Genomic DNA, 20,337 nt, shown 5'->3' on the forward strand with positions numbered 1-20,337 from the left:
TTCGCTCTGAATATGGATTGGTTGTTATCAATCCTCTACCATACGACAGTCGGCAAAAGCGTGGCGCGGGTCACTTCGCCGCGACCGCCTTGTCGGTGACGAACAGCGTGAGCACGCCGGCCAGGATCATGCTCGCGCCGCCGAGCATCAGTGTCTGCACGGTGTGGCCGCCGAATACGTGGGTGGTCATCCAGCCGAGCAGCAGGCCGCTGACGATCTGCGGAATCACGACGAAGAAGTTAAACAGGCCCATGAAATAGCCCATGCGGTTGGCCGGCAGCGCGCCGGCCAGGATCGCGTACGGCATTGTCAGGATGCTGGCCCACGCGATGCCGACGCCGATCATCGGGATGATCAGCATTTCCCTGGTGGTGATCATGAAGATGCTGGCCAGGCTGATGCCGCCGATGATCAGGCAGGCCGTATGGACTGCCTTGCGGCTGGTGGCGCGGGCGACGACCGGCAGCAGGAATGCGGCCAGCGCGGAGACGCCGTTGTAGACGCCGAACATGATGCCGACCCAGTTGCCGGCGCTTTGGTAGGCGGCCGACTGGGCGTCGGTGGTGCCGTACACGTTGTCGGCAATCGCGGTGCCGGTGTAGATCCACATCGCGAACAGCGCGATCCAGGTGAAGAACTGAACGAACGCGAGCTGCACCATCGTTTTCGGCATCTGGCCGAAGCCGCCGACGATTTCGCGCAGCGCGACGCCGGGACGCCTGGACGCGGTGCGCTCGGCGATGAACTTGTCCATGTTCTCGGGCGGGGACTCGGTCGAGGTCAGCACTGTCCACATCACCGACAGGAAGAACACCAGGCCGCCGATGTAGAACGAGTAGCGCACCGTGTCAGGCACCATGCCGCCGACGGGCACGTTGCTGACGCCGAAAACGTCGGAGAACATGGTCGGCAGCAGCGAGGCGATGACCGCGCCGCAGCCGATGAAGAAGGTCTGCATCGCGAAGCCGGCGGTCTGCTGGCTCGGATCGAGCTTGTCGCCGACGAAGGCGCGAAACGGCTCCATCGAGATATTGATCGCCGCGTCCATCATCCACAGCACGGCGACGGCCATCCACAGGGCCGAGGAGTTCGGCATCAGGAACAGGGCAATCGAGGCGAGGACGGCGCCGATGAAGAAGAACGGGCGGCGGCGGCCCCAGGACGGGTGCCAGGTGTTGTCGCTCATGTAGCCGACGATCGGCTGGACCAGCAGGCCGGTGATCGGCGCGGCGAGCCAGAACAGCGGCAGGTCGTCCGGCTGGGCGCCGAGGGTCGAGAAGATGCGGCTGGTGTTGGCGTTTTGCAGCGCGAAGCCGAACTGGATGCCGAAGAAGCCGAAGCTCATGTTCCATAACTGCCAGAACGTCAGGCGCGGCCGCAACGAGGGTAGCGTCATTTCCATCTGTGTCTCCGAATTTTCTCTGATTTCGTTGCGTCGCGCGGTGCTGGCGCATCTGCTTATTTGTAGGAAAGTAACATGGCGATTTCTAAGTGTCAATCTAAACCAGTTCATAGTAGAATCGGCGCAGCGATGGCCGGCATAAAGAGAAATTTGTAGTGAAATAACAGCGGCCGCGTAATTAAAAACGACGATGGGGACACCATGCTGGACATGCAAAAGCGCCTGAGCAATTCCTTTAACGCCATCATCAGCCTGCCGTCGACGGCGATGGGCTTTGCGTTGTGCATCCAGATTTCGGCGCTCAGCTGGCTGCTCAGTACCAAATATCATCTCGACATCCACGAGATCGGCATCGTCTGGGCGGCCGGGCCGCTGGCCGGGATCATCGGCCAGGTGCTGATCGGCTTCATCAGCGACGGCGCCTGGTTCTGGGGCGGGCGTCGCCGGCCGTTCATCCTGATCGGCGGCACGCTTGCGGCGCTGATGGTGTTCCTGCTGCCGCGCATCGACGTCGTCGCCGGCGTGCTTGGCATCGGCAACCTGCTGGTGGTGGCGGTGATCGTCGCGCTCACGCTCGACCTGTCGATCAACATCGGCTTCAACCCCACCCGCGCGCTGATTGCCGACGTCACGCCTGACGGCGAGGCGCGCACGCGCGGCTTCACGTGGATGCAGACCATCTCCGGCTTCTGGGGCGTGATGGCCTACCTGATCGGCGCCTTCATCGACAACTACGCGCTGATCTCGGCCGGCGTCGTCATCGTGTTCGCGTTCTCCGTGGTGCCGATGTTCTTCGTCACGGAGCCGCGCGAACTGAAGGTCCAGGGCGCCGCAGCAGCGACCCGCACCGAGTGGGGCCAGCTGTGGCGCATCTACTTCGCGCACGGCTTTTCGTGGATCGGGGTGCAGTCGATGTTCGTCTACATCATCGCCTTCATCCAGCAGCACATCGTCGACGGCCGGACGTCGCCCGAATCGTTTGCGAGCCAGTCGGGCCACGTGATCGCGATCTCGTTCGCGGTAATGAACGTGGTCGGCTTCGTGCTGCCGGCGCTGGTGCTGGCGCCGCTGGCGTCGCGCATCGGCCGCGTCAAGACGCAGGTCGGCTGCATCGCCATCATGGCATGCGCCTATTTCGCGATCGCTTACGCCGGCTACTCGACACACCGGCTGTACGCACTGATGGCGGTGGTCGGCATCGGCTGGAGCGCGATCGTCAGCTTGCCATTCGCGATCATGAGCGAGAAGGTCGACAAGAGCCGCATGGGGTTTTTCATGGGGATCTTCAACCTGTCGGTGGTCATTCCGCAGCTGCTGTCGACCGGCGTGGGCTACGTGCTCAAGTCGACCGAGAACTCGAATATCCTGTTCATCATTTGCGGCAGCTGCCTGGCCATATCGGCCGTATTGTGGTGCCTGGTGAGCGAGACGAAGACGGTCGCGGTGCAGGCGTCGGCAATGGCGACGGCTCACTAAGGCCGCCCCTCCCGGCAGGGGTCTGCTTGCGCGGGAACGACGATTTCGAGGTTACGCCTTATCGTTGGCGGCGCCGGCGCCCGACGCGATCATCCGCGCGAACTCGCCACTGTCGATCAGCCGCTGCAGTTCGCCGGCGCCGCCGACCAGCGTGCCTTTGACGAACACCATCGGGAAGGTCTGCCAGCCGGTCCACATCTTCAGCGCGTTGCGGCGGCGCCACTGGCTCAGGTAGCTGCCATATTCAAGGTACTTGTACGGCGCCGAAATCGCATCGAGCGCCTTGCGCGCCTTTTTCGGGAACGGATTGAGCGCCATGCCGACCACCACCACGTCGTTACCGGCGTTCGCGCCCTGCACCTCGCGCACGATATCGGCGTTCCGCTCGGAGATGGCCTGGCGGATGGCAGGATGGATGTGGTCTTCGGCGAGAATTGGGCGGGTCATGCGGCGTCCTTTGCAAGTTGAGATGAAAAAAAGGGCGCCACAGGCGCCCTTGGTGAGTTACTCCGCTTTCGGCGGACCCTTGCGGTGTTCCTTCTTCGGTCCTTTGGCGTAGCCTGCCTTTTCGGCGAAGCGGCGATCGCCCGCCGCCTTTTTCGGACCGGCAAACGTACCGGCGGCCTTTTTCACCGCAGGCGGCTCGCCGTCGCGGGTGATGTTGAGCTGCTGGCCTGCCACCCACACCGTCTTCAGGTGGTCGATCAGGTCAGGCGGCATATCGGCCGGCAGGTCGAGCGTGCTGTAGTCGTCGTAGATCTCGATGCGGCCGATGTACTTCGATTCGATGCCCGCTTCGTTGGCGATGGCGCCGACGATGTTGCCCGGCTTGACGCCGTGAGAGTGACCGACTTCGATGCGGAACGTGCCCATGCCGTCTTCTGCCGGACGCATGGTGCGCTCGCGCTTGAAGGCCGGCGCGTCGGCGCGATCGGCACGCATCGGCGGCGCGTCGGCGCGCGGCGCGCGGGCCGGACGCTCTTCCCACACCGGCGCGGCCTTGGCACTGCGGTCCGGCTTTTCAAGCAGCAGCGGCACGTCGCCGCGCGCCAGCTTGGCCAGCGCCGCGGCGATTTCCACTGCCGGCACATTCAGTTCGCGCTCGTACTCTTCGATCAGGGTGCGGAACACGTCGATGCCGCCGGCGGCGAGCGTCTCGGTGATCTGGTCCTTGAACTTGGCGATGCGAACGTCGTTGATGGTTTTCACCGTCGGCAGCGTCAGCGGCGACACCGGCTGGCGGGTGGCGCGCTCGATCGCCTTGAGCAGGCCCTGCTCGCGCGGGGTGATGAACAGGATTGCCTCGCCGCTGCGGCCGGCGCGGCCGGTGCGGCCGATGCGGTGGGTGTAGCTTTCCGGATCGGACGGCACGTCGTAGTTGATGACGTGGCTGATGCGCTCGACGTCGAGACCGCGGGCGGCGACGTCGGTGGCGACCAGGATGTCGATCTTGCCGTCCTTGAGCTGGGCGATGGTGCGCTCGCGCTGCGTCTGCTGCATGTCGCCGTTGATGGCGGTGGCGGCAAAACCGCGCGCCTGCAGCTTGCCGGCCAGTTCTTCGGTACCGAGCTTGGTGCGGGCGAAGATGATCATGCCGTCGAACGGCTCGGCTTCGAGGATGCGGGTGAGCGCCTCGAGCTTTTGCATGCCGCTGACCATCCAGTAGCGCTGGCGGATATTGTCGGCGGTGCCGGTCTTGGCGGCGACGGTCACTTCGGCCGGATCGCGCAGGTAGGTCTTGGCGATGCGCTTGATCGCCGACGGCATGGTGGCCGAGAACAGCGCGGTCTGGCGCGTGGCCGGGGTCTTTTGCAGGATCTGTTCGACGTCGTCGATGAAGCCCATGCGCAGCATCTCGTCGGCTTCGTCGAGCACCAGCGTCTTCAGCTTCGACAGGTCGAGCGAACCCTTGTCGAGGTGATCGATCACGCGGCCTGGGGTGCCGACGACGACGTGCACGCCGCGGCGCAAGGCCGACAGCTGCGGGCCGTAGCTCTGGCCGCCGTAGATCGGCAGCACGTGGAAGTCCTTGATGTGTGCGGCGTAGGTCTGGAACGCCTCGGCGACCTGGATCGCCAGTTCACGCGTGGGCGCCAGCACCAGCGCCTGTGGCGAGTGCTGCTTGATGTCGAGGTTCGACAGGATCGGCAGCGCGAAGGCGGCGGTCTTGCCGGTCCCGGTCTGGGCCTGTCCGAGCACGTCGCGATTGGCCAGCAGCAGCGGGATGGTGGCGGCCTGGATCGGCGATGGCGTTTCGTAGCCGACCTCTTTGATCACCTTGAGGACGGCGGCGGAGAGGTTCAGGTCGGAAAACTGCGGAAGGGGGGTGTCGGACATGGAGTTGCTCACTTAATTAACGCGTAAAGATGGCAGTTTACTCTCTTGACGCCCGACACGTACTAATTTCGCCACGCGCCGTGCTTTGCCGAGCACAACTTAACACTTGCCACTCGGCCAAAACGCTGGGGTCAGGTCTGACATTCGGACAAAATGCTGGGGTCAGGTCTGGCATTCGGACACTTCGGGCTGCATAAGCCAGTCGACGACTCACGACGCCGGCGGCCTGATCAACGCGCCTAGCGTACTCATGCACTAGATCCGAGGGAAACTGTCCGGATGTCAGCGCAATAATCGGCGGCGGGCGCCGAAGATCGCCCCGAAGCAAACACCTTTATTACTGCTGGTTCTAGGAAGCTCCACTCTTATGGTGTTTGCTTAAGAGACCTGACCCCGGCCAAATGTCCTGCGGCCGCTTCTCTCTGTCTACCGATTCTTTCAACATATACAAATTCTTTCTGCGTATCCAGTTTTTGACCGTGTAAAAGTTGACGTTCAGATCGTCTGAAACGTCCTGCACGGTACGTTTGCCTCGAGAATAAACCTTCACTAAGGCTTGCTCGATAAAAGCATCAAAATACAGTTTACTCATGTTGTCTCCCAAAAATGTAGGGTGACAACTAGTCTGACAGAAGGGGAATGTCAGACCTGACCCCAGCGTTGGCAACAGTAATCGGGATAGGGGGCGGCCACAATGACCGCGCCCCTCCCACACCACCCGGCATGCGGGTCCGCACCGGGCGGTTGAAACGGTCGAGGTCGCCATGCCTGTACCCGAACATGACGCCTAGATTCACCTGACCCTGACCCGGCCGATTTGGTTCTTCGCTGTCACCGCGCTTCAGGCTTCACCATCGACGCGTTGTGTGACGAGCCCCGTATCCGGGCATCTGAAGCAGATCCATCCCAGATGGTCAGGCAGACTCACCCTCCCGCTCCTTCGGCCCTTCATCGGCGATTTCGGCCTTCCCGGCCCAGCCCCCGACTACTACGACCTCTGCTGACTTCTCGTTCCGGCTTCCACCGTCGCCCTTTCAGGCACAAGACGAGATCTCCCCAGGTAAGAACGCAATCCTTCCCTGCACAACCGCCGGATTTACGCCGCCTGATCCTTTGACCACAAGAGCTTTGCGGTTTCTTGCCCGCTCGCCCTGATCGGCACCGCCTTCTATCCGGCTCTTGTCCATCGGCTTGCAGTTTCGATCCACGCTTCCTCCCCACGGTCGCCCTTCCGCAGTTGCGCTTCACTTCGTTCGCTGTGGTCAGCTCACGGCGGGACTTGCACCCACAAGATTGTGCCCATGCTGGGCGCACAAGAAAAAGCCCCGACACTTGCGTGACGGGGCTTTCTGGCAACTTGTGTTGCTGACGCTTAGAACTTGTAGTTGGCGCCAACCAGGACCGTGCGACCGTACTTCTGATACTCGAGTTGCTTGCGGCGGTCGCCGTTGTAGGTCTCGTAAGCCGAGTTGGTCAAGTTGTTGACCTGGGCGAGCAGGCCGACGCCCTTCAGCGGACCACCCTGGAACGTGTAGCCGATCTGGAAGTCGACGACGTTTTCGCCAACGACGTAACGCAGGCTGCGCTCGCCGGCAAAGTTGCCGATTTCACCAACGAAGTCGGAACGCTTGCGCTGGCTGATGCGCGTCTCGAAACCGGCCTTTTCGTAGTACAAGGTCAAGTTGCTGATGTTCTTCGACAGGCCCGGCAGCGGTATCTTGCTGCCGATGCTGCCGCTCGGGTCTTCGATCGTGATCGAGCTGTCGCTATGGGTATAGCTGGCCTGCACGCCGAAACCGTCCAGCACCGGCGTGACCAGGTTCAGTGGCAGCGAACCGGACAGCTCGATACCTTTCAAGGTGCCGCCCTGGCCGTTGTAAGGCGCCGAGTAGTTGCCGATCTGCGTCTTGGCGATGGTGCCAGGAGTGAACTTCGAGAAGTCGTAGTCCTTCGTCTGGGTATAGATGTAGCTGACCAGCTTCTTGTGGAAAGCGGCAACTGCAACGTACGCCTTGGTGCCGAAATACTTTTCGTACGAAATATCGAAGGCATTAGCGCGCCAAGGGTCGAGCTGGGCGTTGCCGCCGCTGCCACCCGGTTTGAAGTCGACGTTGCTGACGCCAAAGTCGAGCGCCGAGCGCAGCTGGTCGACGCGGGCGCGGGCGATCTGCCGTGCAGCAGCCAGGCGCACCGTCTGGCCGCCATCGAAGCCGAACACCAGGTTGGCGCTTGGCAGCACGTCGGTGTAGCTCTTGCCGTCATGCACCGGCTTGACTTGCTTGCCGACAGCGGCGGTGCCGTCCCAGTAGTTCGCGTCCGACGACTGCTCGGTACGCTGCATCTGCACGCCGAAGTTGCCGCGCAAGGTCACCGCACCGAATTCGCTGTCGATGTTGGCCTTGGCGTAGGCGGTGGTGATCTTCTCGTTGACGTCCCAGCCTTTGGCGATCAGGTAGTCCTTGGTGTCCGTCGGCGCGAAAATCATGTACTTCGCGACGACGCCAGGGACGTTCCACGAAGGAATCATGCCGGTGCCGGAGAAGCCGAGGTTGACCGGAGCGTACTGCAGGTCGCTCGAAATCGTCGACGGCGCGCCCTTCAGGTCGATGTTGCCTTCCGGCTGGCGCTTCATCTTGCTGCGGTCGGCGTAGCTGACGCCCACGTCCACGCTCGACAGGAATCCGTCGAGCGGGAAGTTGGCGGCGAACTTCACGCTCGTGAGTTCGTCTTCGACGAGCGGCGTCTTGCCGTAGCCGGAGCCGTAAATGGTGTTGCGCACGAACAGCGTCGACGGCTTGCTGTAGTCGCGGCCCGGCGCAATGATCGGGAAGCCGCCGGCGCCAAGGCGCAGCGTGACCGAATCGAGGAACGGGGTGCCCGAGAGCGTGCTGATCTGAGTGTTGTTTTCCAGGCTCAGCTCGTCACGCTTGGCGGTCGAGTAGCTGACGTCGGCAAGCACGGTGATGTCGTTGAGCTTGAACGTATTGGCCCAGCCGGCCGCGCGGATGTCGTCCTTGCGGTTGCTATACATGCCGCGCACCAGCGGATAGACGTTGTTGGCCACGCCGCCGGTCAGCACGCCGCCCTGGGTCGTAGCCGGGTTGTACAACAGGCCTGGCGTGAAGCCGCCGTTGTAGTCGCCGAGATTGATTTCCAGCTGGTTGGCGGTTTCTTCGCGCTTGGCAGTCGAGCCGTACAGGTCGAGCACGCTGTTCCATGCCTTCGACGGACGGTATTGCAGCACAGCCATCAGGCCGTCGCGTTCGTTGCGGCCGCTGCGCGCGACCGATTTGATGCCGTCGGTGAGCGAGGTGCCCGCTGGCACGCCTGGGCGGCCGTCGGTTTTCCATGGCTCATACAGGCCGGTTTCGTTGTCGAGCACCGGCGAATCGAGATGGGCAAAACCAATCGCCACGCCGATGGTGCGGTCGGCAAACTGGTCGATGTAGCTGATGCTGAAGCGGTTGCCGGTCGCTTTCGCGTTCGAGATGCTGCCCAGCGAATTGCGCTCGGCCCGTGCATTCATCGCGACGGTGCGCTTGCCGAACGCCAGCGGACGCACGGTCTGCATGTCGATCGTGCCGGACAGGCCCTGGCCGACGAGCGCCGCATCCGGCGTCTTGTAGATGGTCACGCCGCTGAGCAGCTCGGACGGGTACTGGTCGAATTCGACGCTGCGGTTGTCGCCGGTGCTGACCTGCTCGCGCCCGTTCAGCAGCGTGGTGGAGAAATCCGGGGACAAGCCACGCACGCTGATGACCTGGGCGCGGCCGCCCACGCGTTGCGCGGCCAGGCCTGGCAGGCGCGAGATCGATTCGGCGATGCTGGCGTCGGGCAGCTTGCCGATGTCTTCCGCCGAAATCGCTTCGACGATGGAGCTGGAGTCTTTTTTGACCGAGATGGCGTCTTCGATGCCGCGGCGGATACCCGACACGGTCACGCTGGCGATCGGTGCGTCGGCGGCATTGGTGGCCGTCGACGTTTGCGCGTTGACCTGGCCGGACATGGCCGAGATCAGCACGGCACAGCCGGCGGCGACAGGGCTCAGCTGGAAGAACAGGCCGGCCCGGGTGCCCGCAGGCTTGTTTGCGAAAATTTTCATTTGTCCCCTCAATTTCATTTAGAACTACGTATTTCCCGCAACTACAGCCGAAATGCCTACAACACGGGAGCCGGAACCGAGCGTTCTGAGACGCTCTGTTGAAGATTCTGTACTAAAACTAGATTCACTGTCAACGTGAGTTCAACTCGACTACATCCGCGTGATGTTTTTTGCCTACTTATACAGGAGAGAGGGTTTTTTACGTTGTATTTATGCTACAACAAGTATGCATGGCTGGTGTAGTTGCACTACATTTCGCCAGATTTTCCCAATCACACCGCCTGGGTTGGCAATTGGGCTTGTACTAAAACTAGCGATCAACGCATCAGCGATGATTGATGGGGATGGTTTTCCATAGTATTCTTTTGCTCAAGAATACGTAGCAGCCGACCAGGATTCGCATAACGGCTTCACGTCGTCGATGTAGCTTAACTACTGATTTCATCTAAAAATATGGGGACCGCATGACCCGACCACCTGGCGGTTGCCTGATCGCTTGCATCGCCCTCGCCGGCATACTGATGGCGCCGGCCGCGGCCGCATCGCCGCCAACGCGCATCGCGCATCTGGAGCCGCCGTTCTGGTGGGCCGGCATGCAGCACAAATCGCTGCAGCTGATGGTCCATGGCGCCGGCATCGCCGACCTGGCGCCGGCGCTCGACTATCCCGGCGTGCGCATCGCCGGCGTCAAGCGGGTCGCGAACCGCAATTACCTGTTCTGGCCCTGGCCGACAAGGTGGCGCCAGGCGCCTTCGACCTGGTGTTCGGTAGCGGCGCCGGCGCCATCAAGTACCGCTACCAGCTGCTGGCGCGCGAGCCAGGTTCGGCGCAGCGCGCCGGTTTCAATACCAGCGACGCCATCTACCAGGTCATGCCGGACCGTTTTGCCAACGGCACGCCGGCCAACGACAGCGTGCCGGCGCTGCTTGAGAAAGCCGACCGCAAGCCGGGCGGCGGCCGCCACGGCGGCGACATCCAGGGCATCATCGACCACCTCGACTACATCGCGGCGATGGGCTTCACCCAGCTGTGGCCAACGCCGCTGGTCGAAAACGACATGCCCGACCATTCGTATCACGGCTACGCGGCGACCGACCACTACAAGATCGATGCGCGCTACGGCAGCAACGGCGATTTCCGCCGCCTGTCGGACGAGGCACGCCGGAAAGGCATCGGCATCATCCAGGACGTGGTTCTGTCGCACATCGGGCTCGGACACTGGTGGATGAAGGACATGCCGACGCCCGACTGGACCAACCATGGCGGCAAATTTGCGCCGACGGCGCACCACCGCGTGTCGGTGCAGGACCAGTACGGATCGCAGGCCGACCGGCAGAACTTCACCACCGGATGGTTCGGCCCGCACATGCCGGACATGAACCAGACCAACCCACTGGTGGCGACTTACCTCATACAGAACAATATCTGGTGGATCGAGTACGCCAGCCTTTCGGGGCTGCGCATCGATACCTACGGCTATTCGGACGGCGCCTTCCTCACCGAATACACGCGCCGCATCATGGCCGAATATCCGAACCTGAACCTGGTGGGCGAAGAGTGGCACAAGTCGCCGGCGGTGGTGTCGCACTGGCAGCGCGGCAAAGTCAACGCCAACGGCTATACCAGTTCGCTGCCAAGCCTGATGGACTTCCCGATGATGTACGCGATGCGCACCGCGCTGACCGACCAGGAAGCCGGCTTTAACGAAGCATACGAAACGCTGTCGCTCGACTACCTGTATCCCGATCCATCGCGGCTGGTCCTCTTCGAAGGCAACCACGACGTCGCGCGCCTGTTCAGCGCAGTGGGCGAAGACGTCGACCTGTACAAGATGGCGCTGGTGTTCACGATGACGATGCCGCGCATCCCGCAGTTCTATTACGGCACCGAGATCCTGATGACCAGCACCGCCAAGGGCCGCGACGACGCCAGCTACCGGCGCGATTTTCCCGGCGGCTGGGCCGGCGACAAGGTCAGCGCCTTCAGCGGCGCCGGCCTGACGAGCAGGCAGCAGGAGGCCCAGGCCTTCGTCAAGAAGCTGGTCAACTGGCGCAAGACCAGCGCCGTCATCCATCATGGAAAGACGATGCAGTTCGGCCCCGAAAACGACACATGGGTCTATTTCCGCTACGCCGGCGACAAGCGAGTCATGGTCGCGTTCAACAAGAACGCCAAGACGGTCAGCCTGCCCACCGCACGCTTCCAGGAGATGCTGAAAGGCGCGCACGGCGGCGTCGATGCGCTGACCGGCAGGACGGTCGACCTGAAGGACGCGCTGGCGCTGCCGGCGCGCTCGGTCGTCATCGTGGAGATCTGACATGCGGCGAACGATGATGGCGCTGGCCGCCGCACTGGCGATGCCGCTGGCGGCGGCCGGTGCGGTGCCAGGCGTGGACGCCTATTTCGACGCCATGGCAATCACGGTGGCGCCGGGACAGCAAGCGCAATTTGTCAGCGGCGACAACCTCGCCGGCTACTTCGCCGGCCGGACGCAAAGTCACGGCAAGGGCGAAGGCTATGTGACGCGTGAAGGTACGCTGTTCCTCGACTACGCAAGCCTGGTCGATGGCGCCGTCAACGACCGCGCCCACTCGGCCGAGCAGGTGCTGCCTTATGGGCACCGGGTGCGCTATCCAAACGGCGCGGTCGAGGAGATGGCGCTGCTGTCGAAGCAGCGCGCGCTGGCCATGTCGGTCGCCAGCCCGCGCGCGGCGATACTGGCGATCGCCCCGCTGCTCAAGGAGACGCGCAGCGTGCGCCAGGAAGGCGACGTCGTCATCGTCGAAGGCGCCAGCCAGTTTGCCGCGTTCGCCGCCGACCAGCCCATCGTGCTTGACCAGGCGCTGACGCTGCGAACCGTGCATCCCGCCACATCGCTGACGGTGGTCGCCGCATTCGGCGCCAGTGCCGCGGGAGCAGCGCAGCGGGCCCGCCAACTGGCCGCCGCCGATCCGATCGGCGCCGAGAAAATAGCCCGCCACGCCGCGCTCACCCGCAGCTACCTGGCGACCAGCGACGCCGAGTACAACAAGGCGCTGAACTGGGCCAAGGCGTCGGCCGGCATGTTCGTGGTCGAGGAATTCGGCACCGGCATCTGGGCCGGCCTGCCGTGGTTTCGCGACAACTGGGGCCGCGACACGTTTATCGCGCTGCCCGGCACCCTGCTCGTCTCCGGCCAGTTCGAGCAGGCCAAAGCGGTGCTGTCGAACTTTGCCCGCTACCAGAACCTCGATGCGCGCGACAAGGAATACGGCCGCATCCCGAACCGCGTGTCGGCTACCGAGAAGACCATCTACAACACCGTCGACGGCACGCCGTGGATGCTGCGCGAGGCGCTCGAGTACATCCGCTATACCGGCGACAGGGAGTTCGCCGCCCAGATGTACAAGCTGGCCCTGCCCTACTTCGAAGGCGCCATCGCCAACTACACCGACCGCCAGGGCCTGCTGTCGCACGACAGCGCCGATACCTGGATGGATGCGCGGATCGACAACAAACAGCCGTGGTCCGCGCGCGGCCCTCGCGCGGTCGAAATCCAGGCGCTCTGGTACACCGCGCTGCAAACCGGCGCGTATCTCGCGCGGCAAGCTGGCGACGAGGCGAAAGCGCGCGAATGGAGCGCACTGGCGGCAAAGGCGCAGCGCAGCTTCCTGTCGACGTTCTGGGATGGCGCCGTCATGGCCGACCGCCTGCGCGAAGATGGCAGCCGCGACATCCGCGTGCGCCCGAACCAGCTGATGCTGGTGTCGATCCCGTTCGACGACTTCGTGCCGCCGGCGGTGCAGGCACGGGTCACGCGCAACGCGGTGTCGCAGCTGCTCTACCCTTACGGCATCGCATCGCTGAGCCAGGACGACCGCTATTTCCACCCGCGCCACGAGAATCCGGACTTCCACCACAAGGACGCCGCCTACCACCAGGGCACGATCTGGGGCTGGAACGCCGGGTTCACGGTCACCGCGTTGTCCAGGTTTGGCTATCAGCACCTGGCGTGGCCGCTGACGCAAAACCTCGGGCGCCAGATCCTCGGCCTCGGCACGCTCGGCACGATGAGCGAGCTGCTCGACGCGCTGCCAGGCGCAGCCGGCAAACCGACACCATCGGGCACCTGGGCGCAATCGTGGAGCGTGGCTGAATATGCGCGCAACGGCTACCAGGACTATGTCGGCTTCAAGCCGGACCTGCTGGCCAATACGCTGGCGTTCACGCCGGCCATTCCCGCCGCGTGGACATCGTTTTACGCCGTGCTGCCCTTTGGCCGCGGCGAATCTGTGCAGGTCGACTACACGCCGGGACGCTGGGTTTTCCGCCTCGACGGCGCAGCGGCGAGGAAGTTGCGTTTCAACTTCCTCAATCGCGACAAGAGCCGCTTGCAAGTGAGCTTCACGCTCGCTGCGGGCCTGAAGGCCACGTTGCTGGTCGGCGCGCGCGGGGCGAGCCTGAATGGCCGCGCGCTGGCGGTGCGCCCGGTGCAGGCTTCGTACGCAGGCGTCATTGGCAAGCTTGGATTTCGCCAGCCGGCCCGATACGATCCCGCCCGCTTCCCCATGCTGAAGTCGAAGGACGTCCTGAAAGGGATCGTCGAGCGGGGTGAGTACCGATGAAGCGATCCGTCTTCCTGGTCGGCGCCCTGCTGATATCCGGCGCCGTGTCCGGAGCGCCCGCGAAGGATCTGTACGTCCGCGGCGCCTTCAACGGCTGGGGCGTCGACAATCAGCTCGTCGACAAGGGCAACGGCGTGTTTGAAACGCAGATTGTCATCAGCCCGGGCAACCACGGCTTCAAGGTCGGCCGCAAGGACTGGTCGGTCGAATGGGTAATCAACCCGGCTGCCAGCGTGACGGTAGCGACCGATACCGACTACATCCTTGGCGCCCAGCCAGGGCCGGAGGACTACCTGTTCGTCAGGCAGACCGGGACTTACCGCTTCGGCATCGACATATCGAAAGCCAAGCCGATGCTGCGGGTTGTACGCGTGGCTTCGGCGCCGGTGGAAACGATCGATCCGCATCGGGACCATCAGCAACCGGTGTCGGTCGACTACGCTACTTTCGACGGCAAGCAGGAGACCGCGCGCTTCTCGGCAAAGGACGCCAGTGCGCCGCTGCGCGACTATGCGCACTCGAGCACGATGCAGCTGCGCGATCCGGGACCGCAGTTCGTCGCGTACAAGGAAAGGGCCGGCCTGCCGACTGTCCGCAGCGGCAACCTCGCCTTCGATGCGCTGTTCGCGCTGGCCGTGACCGAGATGCAGCAGAATTCGGTCAGCGACATCAGGGACGGGAACTACACCGGCGGCGCCGCAATGGCCTGCGACTGCTTCGCCACCGGCGAGAAGTGGCACTACGTCTGGACGCGCGACCTGTCGTATGCGGCCGACCTTGGCCTGGCCATGCTCGACCCGCTGCGCGTGATGAATTCGCTGAACTTCAAGCTGTCCGGCTACCGCGAAGGCGCCGTCAATCCGGCGCAGGTGGCCGGCAGCGCGGACGGCCTGCAGATCATCCAGGACACCGGCAGCGGCGGCAGCTGGCCGGTCAGCACCGACCGGGTCAGCTGGGCCTTCGGCGCCGAGGCAGTGCTCAAGACCTTGCCGATCGCCGAGCGCACGGTATTTGCCGAGCGCGCGCTGCGCGCCCTGGTCAACACCATCGAGAACGACCGGCTGGCCGCGTTCGACCCGACCGACCGGCTCTACACGGGCGAGCAATCCTTCCTCGACTGGCGCGAGCAGAGCTACGCCTCGTGGATTACCGGAGACATCGCATCGCTGGCCAGCTCGAAAGCGCTGTCGACCAACGTCGCGCACTACAAGGCGCTGACGCTGGCGGCGTCGCTCGCCGGCCAGCAGGGCCAACGCGCGCTGGCGAAGAAATACGGTACGTGGGCGGTCGACCTGCGGCGCGCCATCAACCAGCGTTTCTGGCTGGCGGACGAAGGCATGTACAGCAGCCTGACGGCGCCGCATTTCGACGGCGCGCCGATGCACAAGTTCGACTGGCTGGGCCAGTCGCTGGCAATCGTCACCGGGGTCGCCGGGTTCGAGCGCTCGCGCAGCATCCTGGAGCGCTACCCGCACGGTCCGATGGGACCGCCCGTGATCCATCCGCAGCAGCAGGGGGCGCCGATCTATCACAACCGCGCGATGTGGCCCTTCGTCACGGCGTATGGACTGAAGGCGGCGGCCATGACCGGCAACGCCGGCGTCGCCGACGCGGCCTACGAGTCGCTGATGCGCGGCGCCGCGCTGAACCTGTCGAACATGGAGAACCTGGAGTGGCTAAGCGGCCAGCCGCTGCTGCTCGACGAGAAGAACCCTTCGCTGATTGGGCCCGTCATCAATTCGCGGCGCCAGCTGTGGTCCGTCGGCGGCTACCTCGGCATGGTGATCGAGAACGTGTTCGGCATCTCGGCAACCGCCACCGGCGTCAATATCAGCCCGTTCATTACGGCCAGGCTGCGACGCGAGACGTTTGGCCTGTCGACATCGATTTCGCTTGACGCGCTGCGGCTGCGCGACAAGACGATATCGGTAAAGATTCAGCTGCCGCCGGCGCAGCCGGGCGAAGGCTTTTACCTGGTCGAGCGCATCAGCGTCAATGGTGCGCGGGTCTCGCAACACGTCAACTGGAATGCGCTGCCGGCCGACAGCGCCGTCGAGATCGTGCTTGGCACACTGGCGCCGGGGCAGCAGCGTATCCGCCGCGTCAATGCCGATCCGTATGCAACGTCGGGCGCGGTGTTCGCGCCAGGCGAGCCGGCGATCGCCAACTTCACGCGCGACGGCGACGGCGTGCGCTTCGACATCGACGCGGGACATAACGGAACCGGCACCGTCTACAACGTCTACCGCGACGGCAAGCTCGCTGCCGCCGGCTTGAGGGCCGGCGCCTGGCGCGACCGCAGTGGGACCGCCTGCTACGCCGTCGAAGCGGTCGATCCCGCGTCGGGCAATCGCAGCCATCACAGCGCCACGAGCTGCGCCGATCCCGGCATCGACATCGCGCAGGCGATCAAGGACTGGGGCAAACCTGGCGACCGGTTTGCGGTCAATGCAATCGCCGTGCCGGCGGCCGGCAAGTACAAGGTGCAGGTTCGCTATCATAACGGCGCCAACCAGATCAACCTGGGCATCAGCGGCGGCGTTAAATGGATGACGGTAAAAGGCCAGGCCGGCCGGATCGTCGCGCGCCAGGTGATACAGCTTCCGCACTCGCGCGCGCCGGTGGTTTATTCGACGCCTCTGACGGCGCGCCTGGCGGCCGGCACCTACAGCGTCGAACTCCACGATTTTTATAATATGAGCTACCTGCAAAGCAACAGCACCTTCAGTGCGGCAGGCGGGGTCGATGGCATCTTTAACCGTTTCGATATTTACGGCATACGCCTGTTGAGGGTCAAATGAAAAGCACCATATTCGCCGCGCTTGCGGCCCTGCTGCTGGCGACGAGCGCTGGCGCCACCACCGTACGCGTGCACTACGACGCCGGCAAGGGCCGCATCGCGATCCTGGGCGACAAGGGGCCGATGACCTGGTCGAAAGGCGCACCGGCAAAAGCTGGCCGCGGCAACGTGTGGACATATTCGTGGCCCGACGAACTGGGCGAGATCACGATGAAGCCGGCTCTGGGCGAGAAGGTCTCGATCGGCGGCGCCTACCGAATTGCGACCGGTTCAAGCGTCGACATCTACCCGTTTTTCGGGCAGCCTTTCGGCTTGGCGACCATCGTGGCGGCCGTCGAATCGCCACAGCTGAAAAACAGCCGTTCGCTGCGCATCTTCCTGCCGGCCAGCTACCAGGAAAATCTCGCCAAGCGCTACCCTGTGCTCTACATGCACGACGGGCAGAACCTGTTCGACGCCAAAACGGCCGCGTATGGCGTCGAATGGGGCATGGACGAAACGGTCAACCGCCTGGTGGCCACCGGTGCGATGGACGAGGTGATCGTGGTCGGCATCGACAACACGCCGGACCGCATCCCCGAGTACACGCCGTGCTGCGATCCGAAACACGGCGGCGGCAAGCTCGATGCGTACGAGGCGTTCGTCGTCGATACCGTCAAGCCGATGATCGACAAGACGCTGCGCACCTTGCCGGGCAAGGAAAACACCGCGATCATGGGTTCGTCGCTGGGCGGCATCGCATCGGTGCTAATTGCGCAGCATCGGCCGGACGTGTTCTCGAAGGCGGGCGGCGTATCGAGCTCGTTTTGGTGGAATGAACGCGCACTAGTCACAAAAGCCGCGGCGCGGGTGCCCGTCAAATTTTATCTCGACGCCGGCACGAGCGGCGATGGCTTGGAGGACACGCTGCTGATGCGCGACGTCATGCTCGCGCAAGGCTACAGGGCCGGCGCCGACCTGATGTTCTACTCCGCCGAGGGTGGCAAGCACAACGAAGCATCGTGGGCAGCGCGCGTGGAAAAGCCGCTCACCTGGTTCTTCCCGCGGGGTAGCACCAACTACTAATCCCACCGGGGTCAGTGCCGACAATCGGACACGAGCCGATCCTTAGCGGACCACTGAACGGCTGAGACCGTGTCCAATTGTCGGCACTGACCTGACCCCGGAGGGTTTGAACGGCTGAGACCGTGTCCGATTGTCGGCACTGACCCCGGAGCGTTTACGATGCCTCCCGTGGCATAGCGTCAAGTGCTAACCTGCGACGTCGTAGCAGTACAGCAGCGTGCCCGGATCTTCCGGCGACAGGTAGACCGTTTTGTCGAAGCGCATGCCGATCTTTTTCAGCACCGCGTTGGAGGCGTCGTTGCCGGGCGACGTGATCGCCAGCAGGCGGCGAAGGCCAATGCTGGCGGCGTAGGCCAGCACGCCGGCGGCAGCTTCGGTAGCGTAGCCCTTGCCGCCGTACTCGGGCAGGAAGGCGTAGCCGATGTCGACGTCGGGCAGGCTCTCGCGCTTGATCAGGCCGCACATGCCGATGGCAGCGCCATCGTCCTTGCGCTCGACCAGGTACAGCGAGTGGCCAAGGGTGTGCTGCATCGCCACCGGTCCCTCGGCAATGGCCTTGCGCGCGGCGTCGATGGTGCGGATGCCGCGGTCGCCGATGTACTCGATAAATGCAGCGACGTTTACCACTTTCAGGTAGACCGCGGCGTCGTCCGGTTCCAGCGTGCGCAGGCGCAGCCGCTCGGTGTCGAGGATGTGCGTCATGCCGGTTCGCCCGGCCAGGTGGCCGGGTCGCTCAGCAGCTGGTACATCACCAGCGCGTCGACGTAGCCAAGCTGCTCGTGGCGGTACGCCTTCGGCAGCGTGCCGACGATCGAAAAGCCGAGCTTCCGCCACAGCGCCACCGCCGGCGCGTTGGTGCTGACGACGTAGTTGAACTGCATCGCCAGGTAGCCGAGGCGGCGCGCTTCGACAAGGCTGTGCCGGCCCATCAGCGCGCCCACGCCATTGTTCCTGGCCGCATCGGCGACCATGTACGACGCGTTGGCGACATGCGCGCCGCGGCCGAGCTGGTTCGGCGCGATGCGGTACATGCCGAGCACCTCGCCGCGCGCATCGAGCGCGACGAAACTGGCCACGTTCGGTCCGAGCCAGTACTGATCGCACACGCTCCTCGGGGTGTGCGCTTCGAACGGATAGGTCTCGCCCGCCACCAGGTGGAAATGGAAGATGTCCCAGATCGCGTCGAGGTCTTCTTCGCGGGCCGGTCGGATGCTGATGTTTTCCAAGGTGGTCTCCATCTATTCCAATGCCGCTGATTCTAGCACCGCGCGCCTAGCGCCCGAGGCGGAAATCGACGATCGCCGGGCGGCCCGGCAGGTGCAGCGTGGCGCCGGCGCGCGGCGCTTCGCTGACCACCACGCCGCGGCGCACCACCAGCCGGCGCGCCGCGCGCAGGCGGATCGCCTCAACCGTGCTGCCGGCGTCGAGCAGCACCAGGTCGGCGTGGCAGCCCGGTTCCAACCCATAGCCTTCGAGGCCGAGGATGCGCGCCGGCGTCGACGTCACCGCCAGGAAGCACTGGTGCATCGCCTCCTGCCCGGTCATCTGCGCCACGTGCAGGCCCATGTGCGCCACTTCGAGCATGTCGCCCGAGCCGAGGCTGTACCACGGGTCCATCACGCAGTCGTGGCCGAAGGCGACATCGACGCCGGCCGCCAGCAGTTCCGGCACGCGCGTCATGCCGCGCCGTTTCGGGTAGGTATCGTGGCGGCCCTGCAAGGTGATGTTGATGAGCGGGTTGGCGATCGCCGCCACGCCCGCCTCGCGAATCAGCGGCAGCAGTTTGCTGACGTAGTAATTGTCCATCGAGTGCATCGACGTCAGGTGCGAGCCGGCCACCCTGCCCTGCATGCCGAGGCGATGGGTCTCGAACGCGAGCGTCTCGATGTGGCGCGACATCGGGTCGTCCGATTCGTCGCAGTGCATGTCGACGCGCAGGCCGCGCTCGGCGGCGAATTCGCACAGCAGCCGCACCGACTGCGCGCCCTCGGCCATGGTGCGCTCGAAATGCGGGATGCCGCCGACGACGTCGACACCCATCGCGATGGCGCGGCGCAGGTTGTCGAACGCGGTGGCGCTGCGCAGGATGCCGTCTTGCGGAAAGGCGACCAGCTGCAGGTCGAGATACGGCGCGACGCGGCGGCGCACCTCGAGCAGCGCTTCAACGGCCAGCAGGCGGTCGTCGCAGATGTCGACGTGCGAGCGGATCGCCAGCAGCCCGCGCGCCACCGCCCAGTCGCAGTACTGCATCGCGCGCTCGATCAGCGCCTCCTGCAGCAGCACCGGCTTGAGTTCGCCCCACAGGGCGATCCCCTCGAGCAGGGTGCCGGACTGGTTCACGCGCGGCAGGCCGTAGCTGAGCGTGGCGTCCATGTGGAAGTGGGCGTCGACGAACGGCGGCGTCACCAGGTCGCCGCCGGCGTCGATTTCGCGTGCGCCGGCGACGGCGAGCCGCGGGCCGAGCGCGGCGATGCGACCATGCTCGATGGCGATGTCGACCTGGCGGCGGCCGTCGGCGAGACTGGCATTGCGAATGACGAGATCCATTTTG

General features: G+C 64.2%; 13 protein-coding genes. 5 read left to right on the top strand and 8 right to left on the bottom strand.

Going from position 1 to position 20,337, the window contains the following annotated elements:
- Positions 1-70: 70 nt before the first annotated feature.
- Positions 71-1,402: an MFS transporter gene (locus tag ACP7DD_RS06390; RefSeq protein ID WP_426173870.1), complete on the bottom strand. Its 1,332-nt coding sequence runs from the start codon at positions 1,400-1,402 to the stop codon at positions 71-73.
- 201 nt (positions 1,403-1,603) lie between these two features.
- On the opposite strand from ACP7DD_RS06390, the gene ACP7DD_RS06395 reads away from it, so the two are divergent.
- Complete coding sequence (locus ACP7DD_RS06395; protein WP_426173871.1) at positions 1,604-2,878, top strand: MFS transporter; 1,275 nt, start codon at positions 1,604-1,606, stop codon at positions 2,876-2,878.
- Between the two features lie 51 nt (positions 2,879-2,929).
- On the opposite strand, the gene ACP7DD_RS06400 is transcribed toward ACP7DD_RS06395, so the two are convergent.
- The 4 genes from ACP7DD_RS06400 to ACP7DD_RS06415 all read right to left on the bottom strand — a co-directional run bounded on the left by ACP7DD_RS06400 (position 2,930) and on the right by ACP7DD_RS06415 (position 9,317).
- Positions 2,930-3,325 carry a glutaredoxin domain-containing protein gene (locus tag ACP7DD_RS06400; RefSeq protein WP_426173872.1) on the bottom strand — a complete coding sequence of 132 codons (396 nt, stop codon included), beginning with the start codon at positions 3,323-3,325 and terminating at the stop codon, positions 2,930-2,932.
- Positions 3,326-3,382: 57 nt separating this feature from the next.
- A complete protein-coding gene (locus ACP7DD_RS06405) occupies positions 3,383-5,215 on the bottom strand; it encodes a DEAD/DEAH box helicase (protein ID WP_426173874.1) in 1,833 nt (610 codons plus the stop codon).
- 349 nt (positions 5,216-5,564) lie between these two features.
- Positions 5,565-5,807, bottom strand: a complete 243-nt coding sequence (locus tag ACP7DD_RS06410; protein WP_426173875.1) for a hypothetical protein — start codon at positions 5,805-5,807, stop codon at positions 5,565-5,567.
- A 780-nt stretch (positions 5,808-6,587) separates the two neighbouring features.
- Positions 6,588-9,317 (bottom strand): TonB-dependent receptor, encoded by a 2,730-nt coding sequence (locus ACP7DD_RS06415; RefSeq protein WP_426173876.1) that lies wholly within the window; start codon positions 9,315-9,317, stop codon positions 6,588-6,590.
- 736 nt (positions 9,318-10,053) lie between these two features.
- On the opposite strand from ACP7DD_RS06415, the gene ACP7DD_RS06420 reads away from it, so the two are divergent.
- Genes ACP7DD_RS06420 through ACP7DD_RS06435 form a run of 4 tightly spaced genes read left to right on the top strand, consistent with a single transcriptional unit; the run spans position 10,054 to position 17,786 of the window.
- Entirely contained in the window at positions 10,054-11,634 is a 1,581-nt protein-coding gene (locus tag ACP7DD_RS06420) for an alpha-amylase family glycosyl hydrolase (protein WP_426173877.1), read from the top strand.
- A 1-nt stretch (position 11,635) separates the two neighbouring features.
- Positions 11,636-13,921 (top strand): amylo-alpha-1,6-glucosidase, encoded by a 2,286-nt coding sequence (locus ACP7DD_RS06425; protein WP_426173878.1) that lies wholly within the window; start codon positions 11,636-11,638, stop codon positions 13,919-13,921.
- Complete coding sequence (locus tag ACP7DD_RS06430; protein ID WP_426173879.1) at positions 13,918-16,722, top strand: esterase; 2,805 nt, start codon at positions 13,918-13,920, stop codon at positions 16,720-16,722. The genes ACP7DD_RS06425 and ACP7DD_RS06430 overlap by 4 nt, the downstream gene beginning before the upstream one ends.
- Entirely contained in the window at positions 16,719-17,786 is a 1,068-nt protein-coding gene (locus ACP7DD_RS06435) for an alpha/beta hydrolase (protein WP_426173880.1), read from the top strand. The genes ACP7DD_RS06430 and ACP7DD_RS06435 overlap by 4 nt, the downstream gene beginning before the upstream one ends.
- A gap of 186 nt (positions 17,787-17,972) precedes the next feature.
- Here the strand turns inward: ACP7DD_RS06435 and ACP7DD_RS06440 are convergent, their stop codons facing one another.
- From ACP7DD_RS06440 to ACP7DD_RS06450, 3 genes are read right to left on the bottom strand one after another with little or no spacing between them, the layout of a single operon-like run.
- A complete protein-coding gene (locus tag ACP7DD_RS06440) occupies positions 17,973-18,488 on the bottom strand; it encodes a GNAT family N-acetyltransferase (protein ID WP_426173881.1) in 516 nt (171 codons plus the stop codon).
- Positions 18,485-19,012, bottom strand: a complete 528-nt coding sequence (locus ACP7DD_RS06445; protein ID WP_426173882.1) for a GNAT family N-acetyltransferase — start codon at positions 19,010-19,012, stop codon at positions 18,485-18,487. Before ACP7DD_RS06445 ends, ACP7DD_RS06440 begins: the two co-directional genes overlap by 4 nt.
- Positions 19,013-19,058: 46 nt before the next feature.
- Positions 19,059-20,333, bottom strand: coding sequence for an amidohydrolase family protein (locus ACP7DD_RS06450; RefSeq protein WP_426173883.1), 1,275 nt, complete (start codon positions 20,331-20,333; stop codon positions 19,059-19,061).
- Between the last annotated feature and the right edge of the window lie 4 nt (positions 20,334-20,337).

It is taken from the genome of Massilia sp. TWR1-2-2, from assembly GCF_049897565.1.
In the GTDB taxonomy this organism is placed as follows: domain Bacteria; phylum Pseudomonadota; class Gammaproteobacteria; order Burkholderiales; family Burkholderiaceae_D; genus JAFCUW01.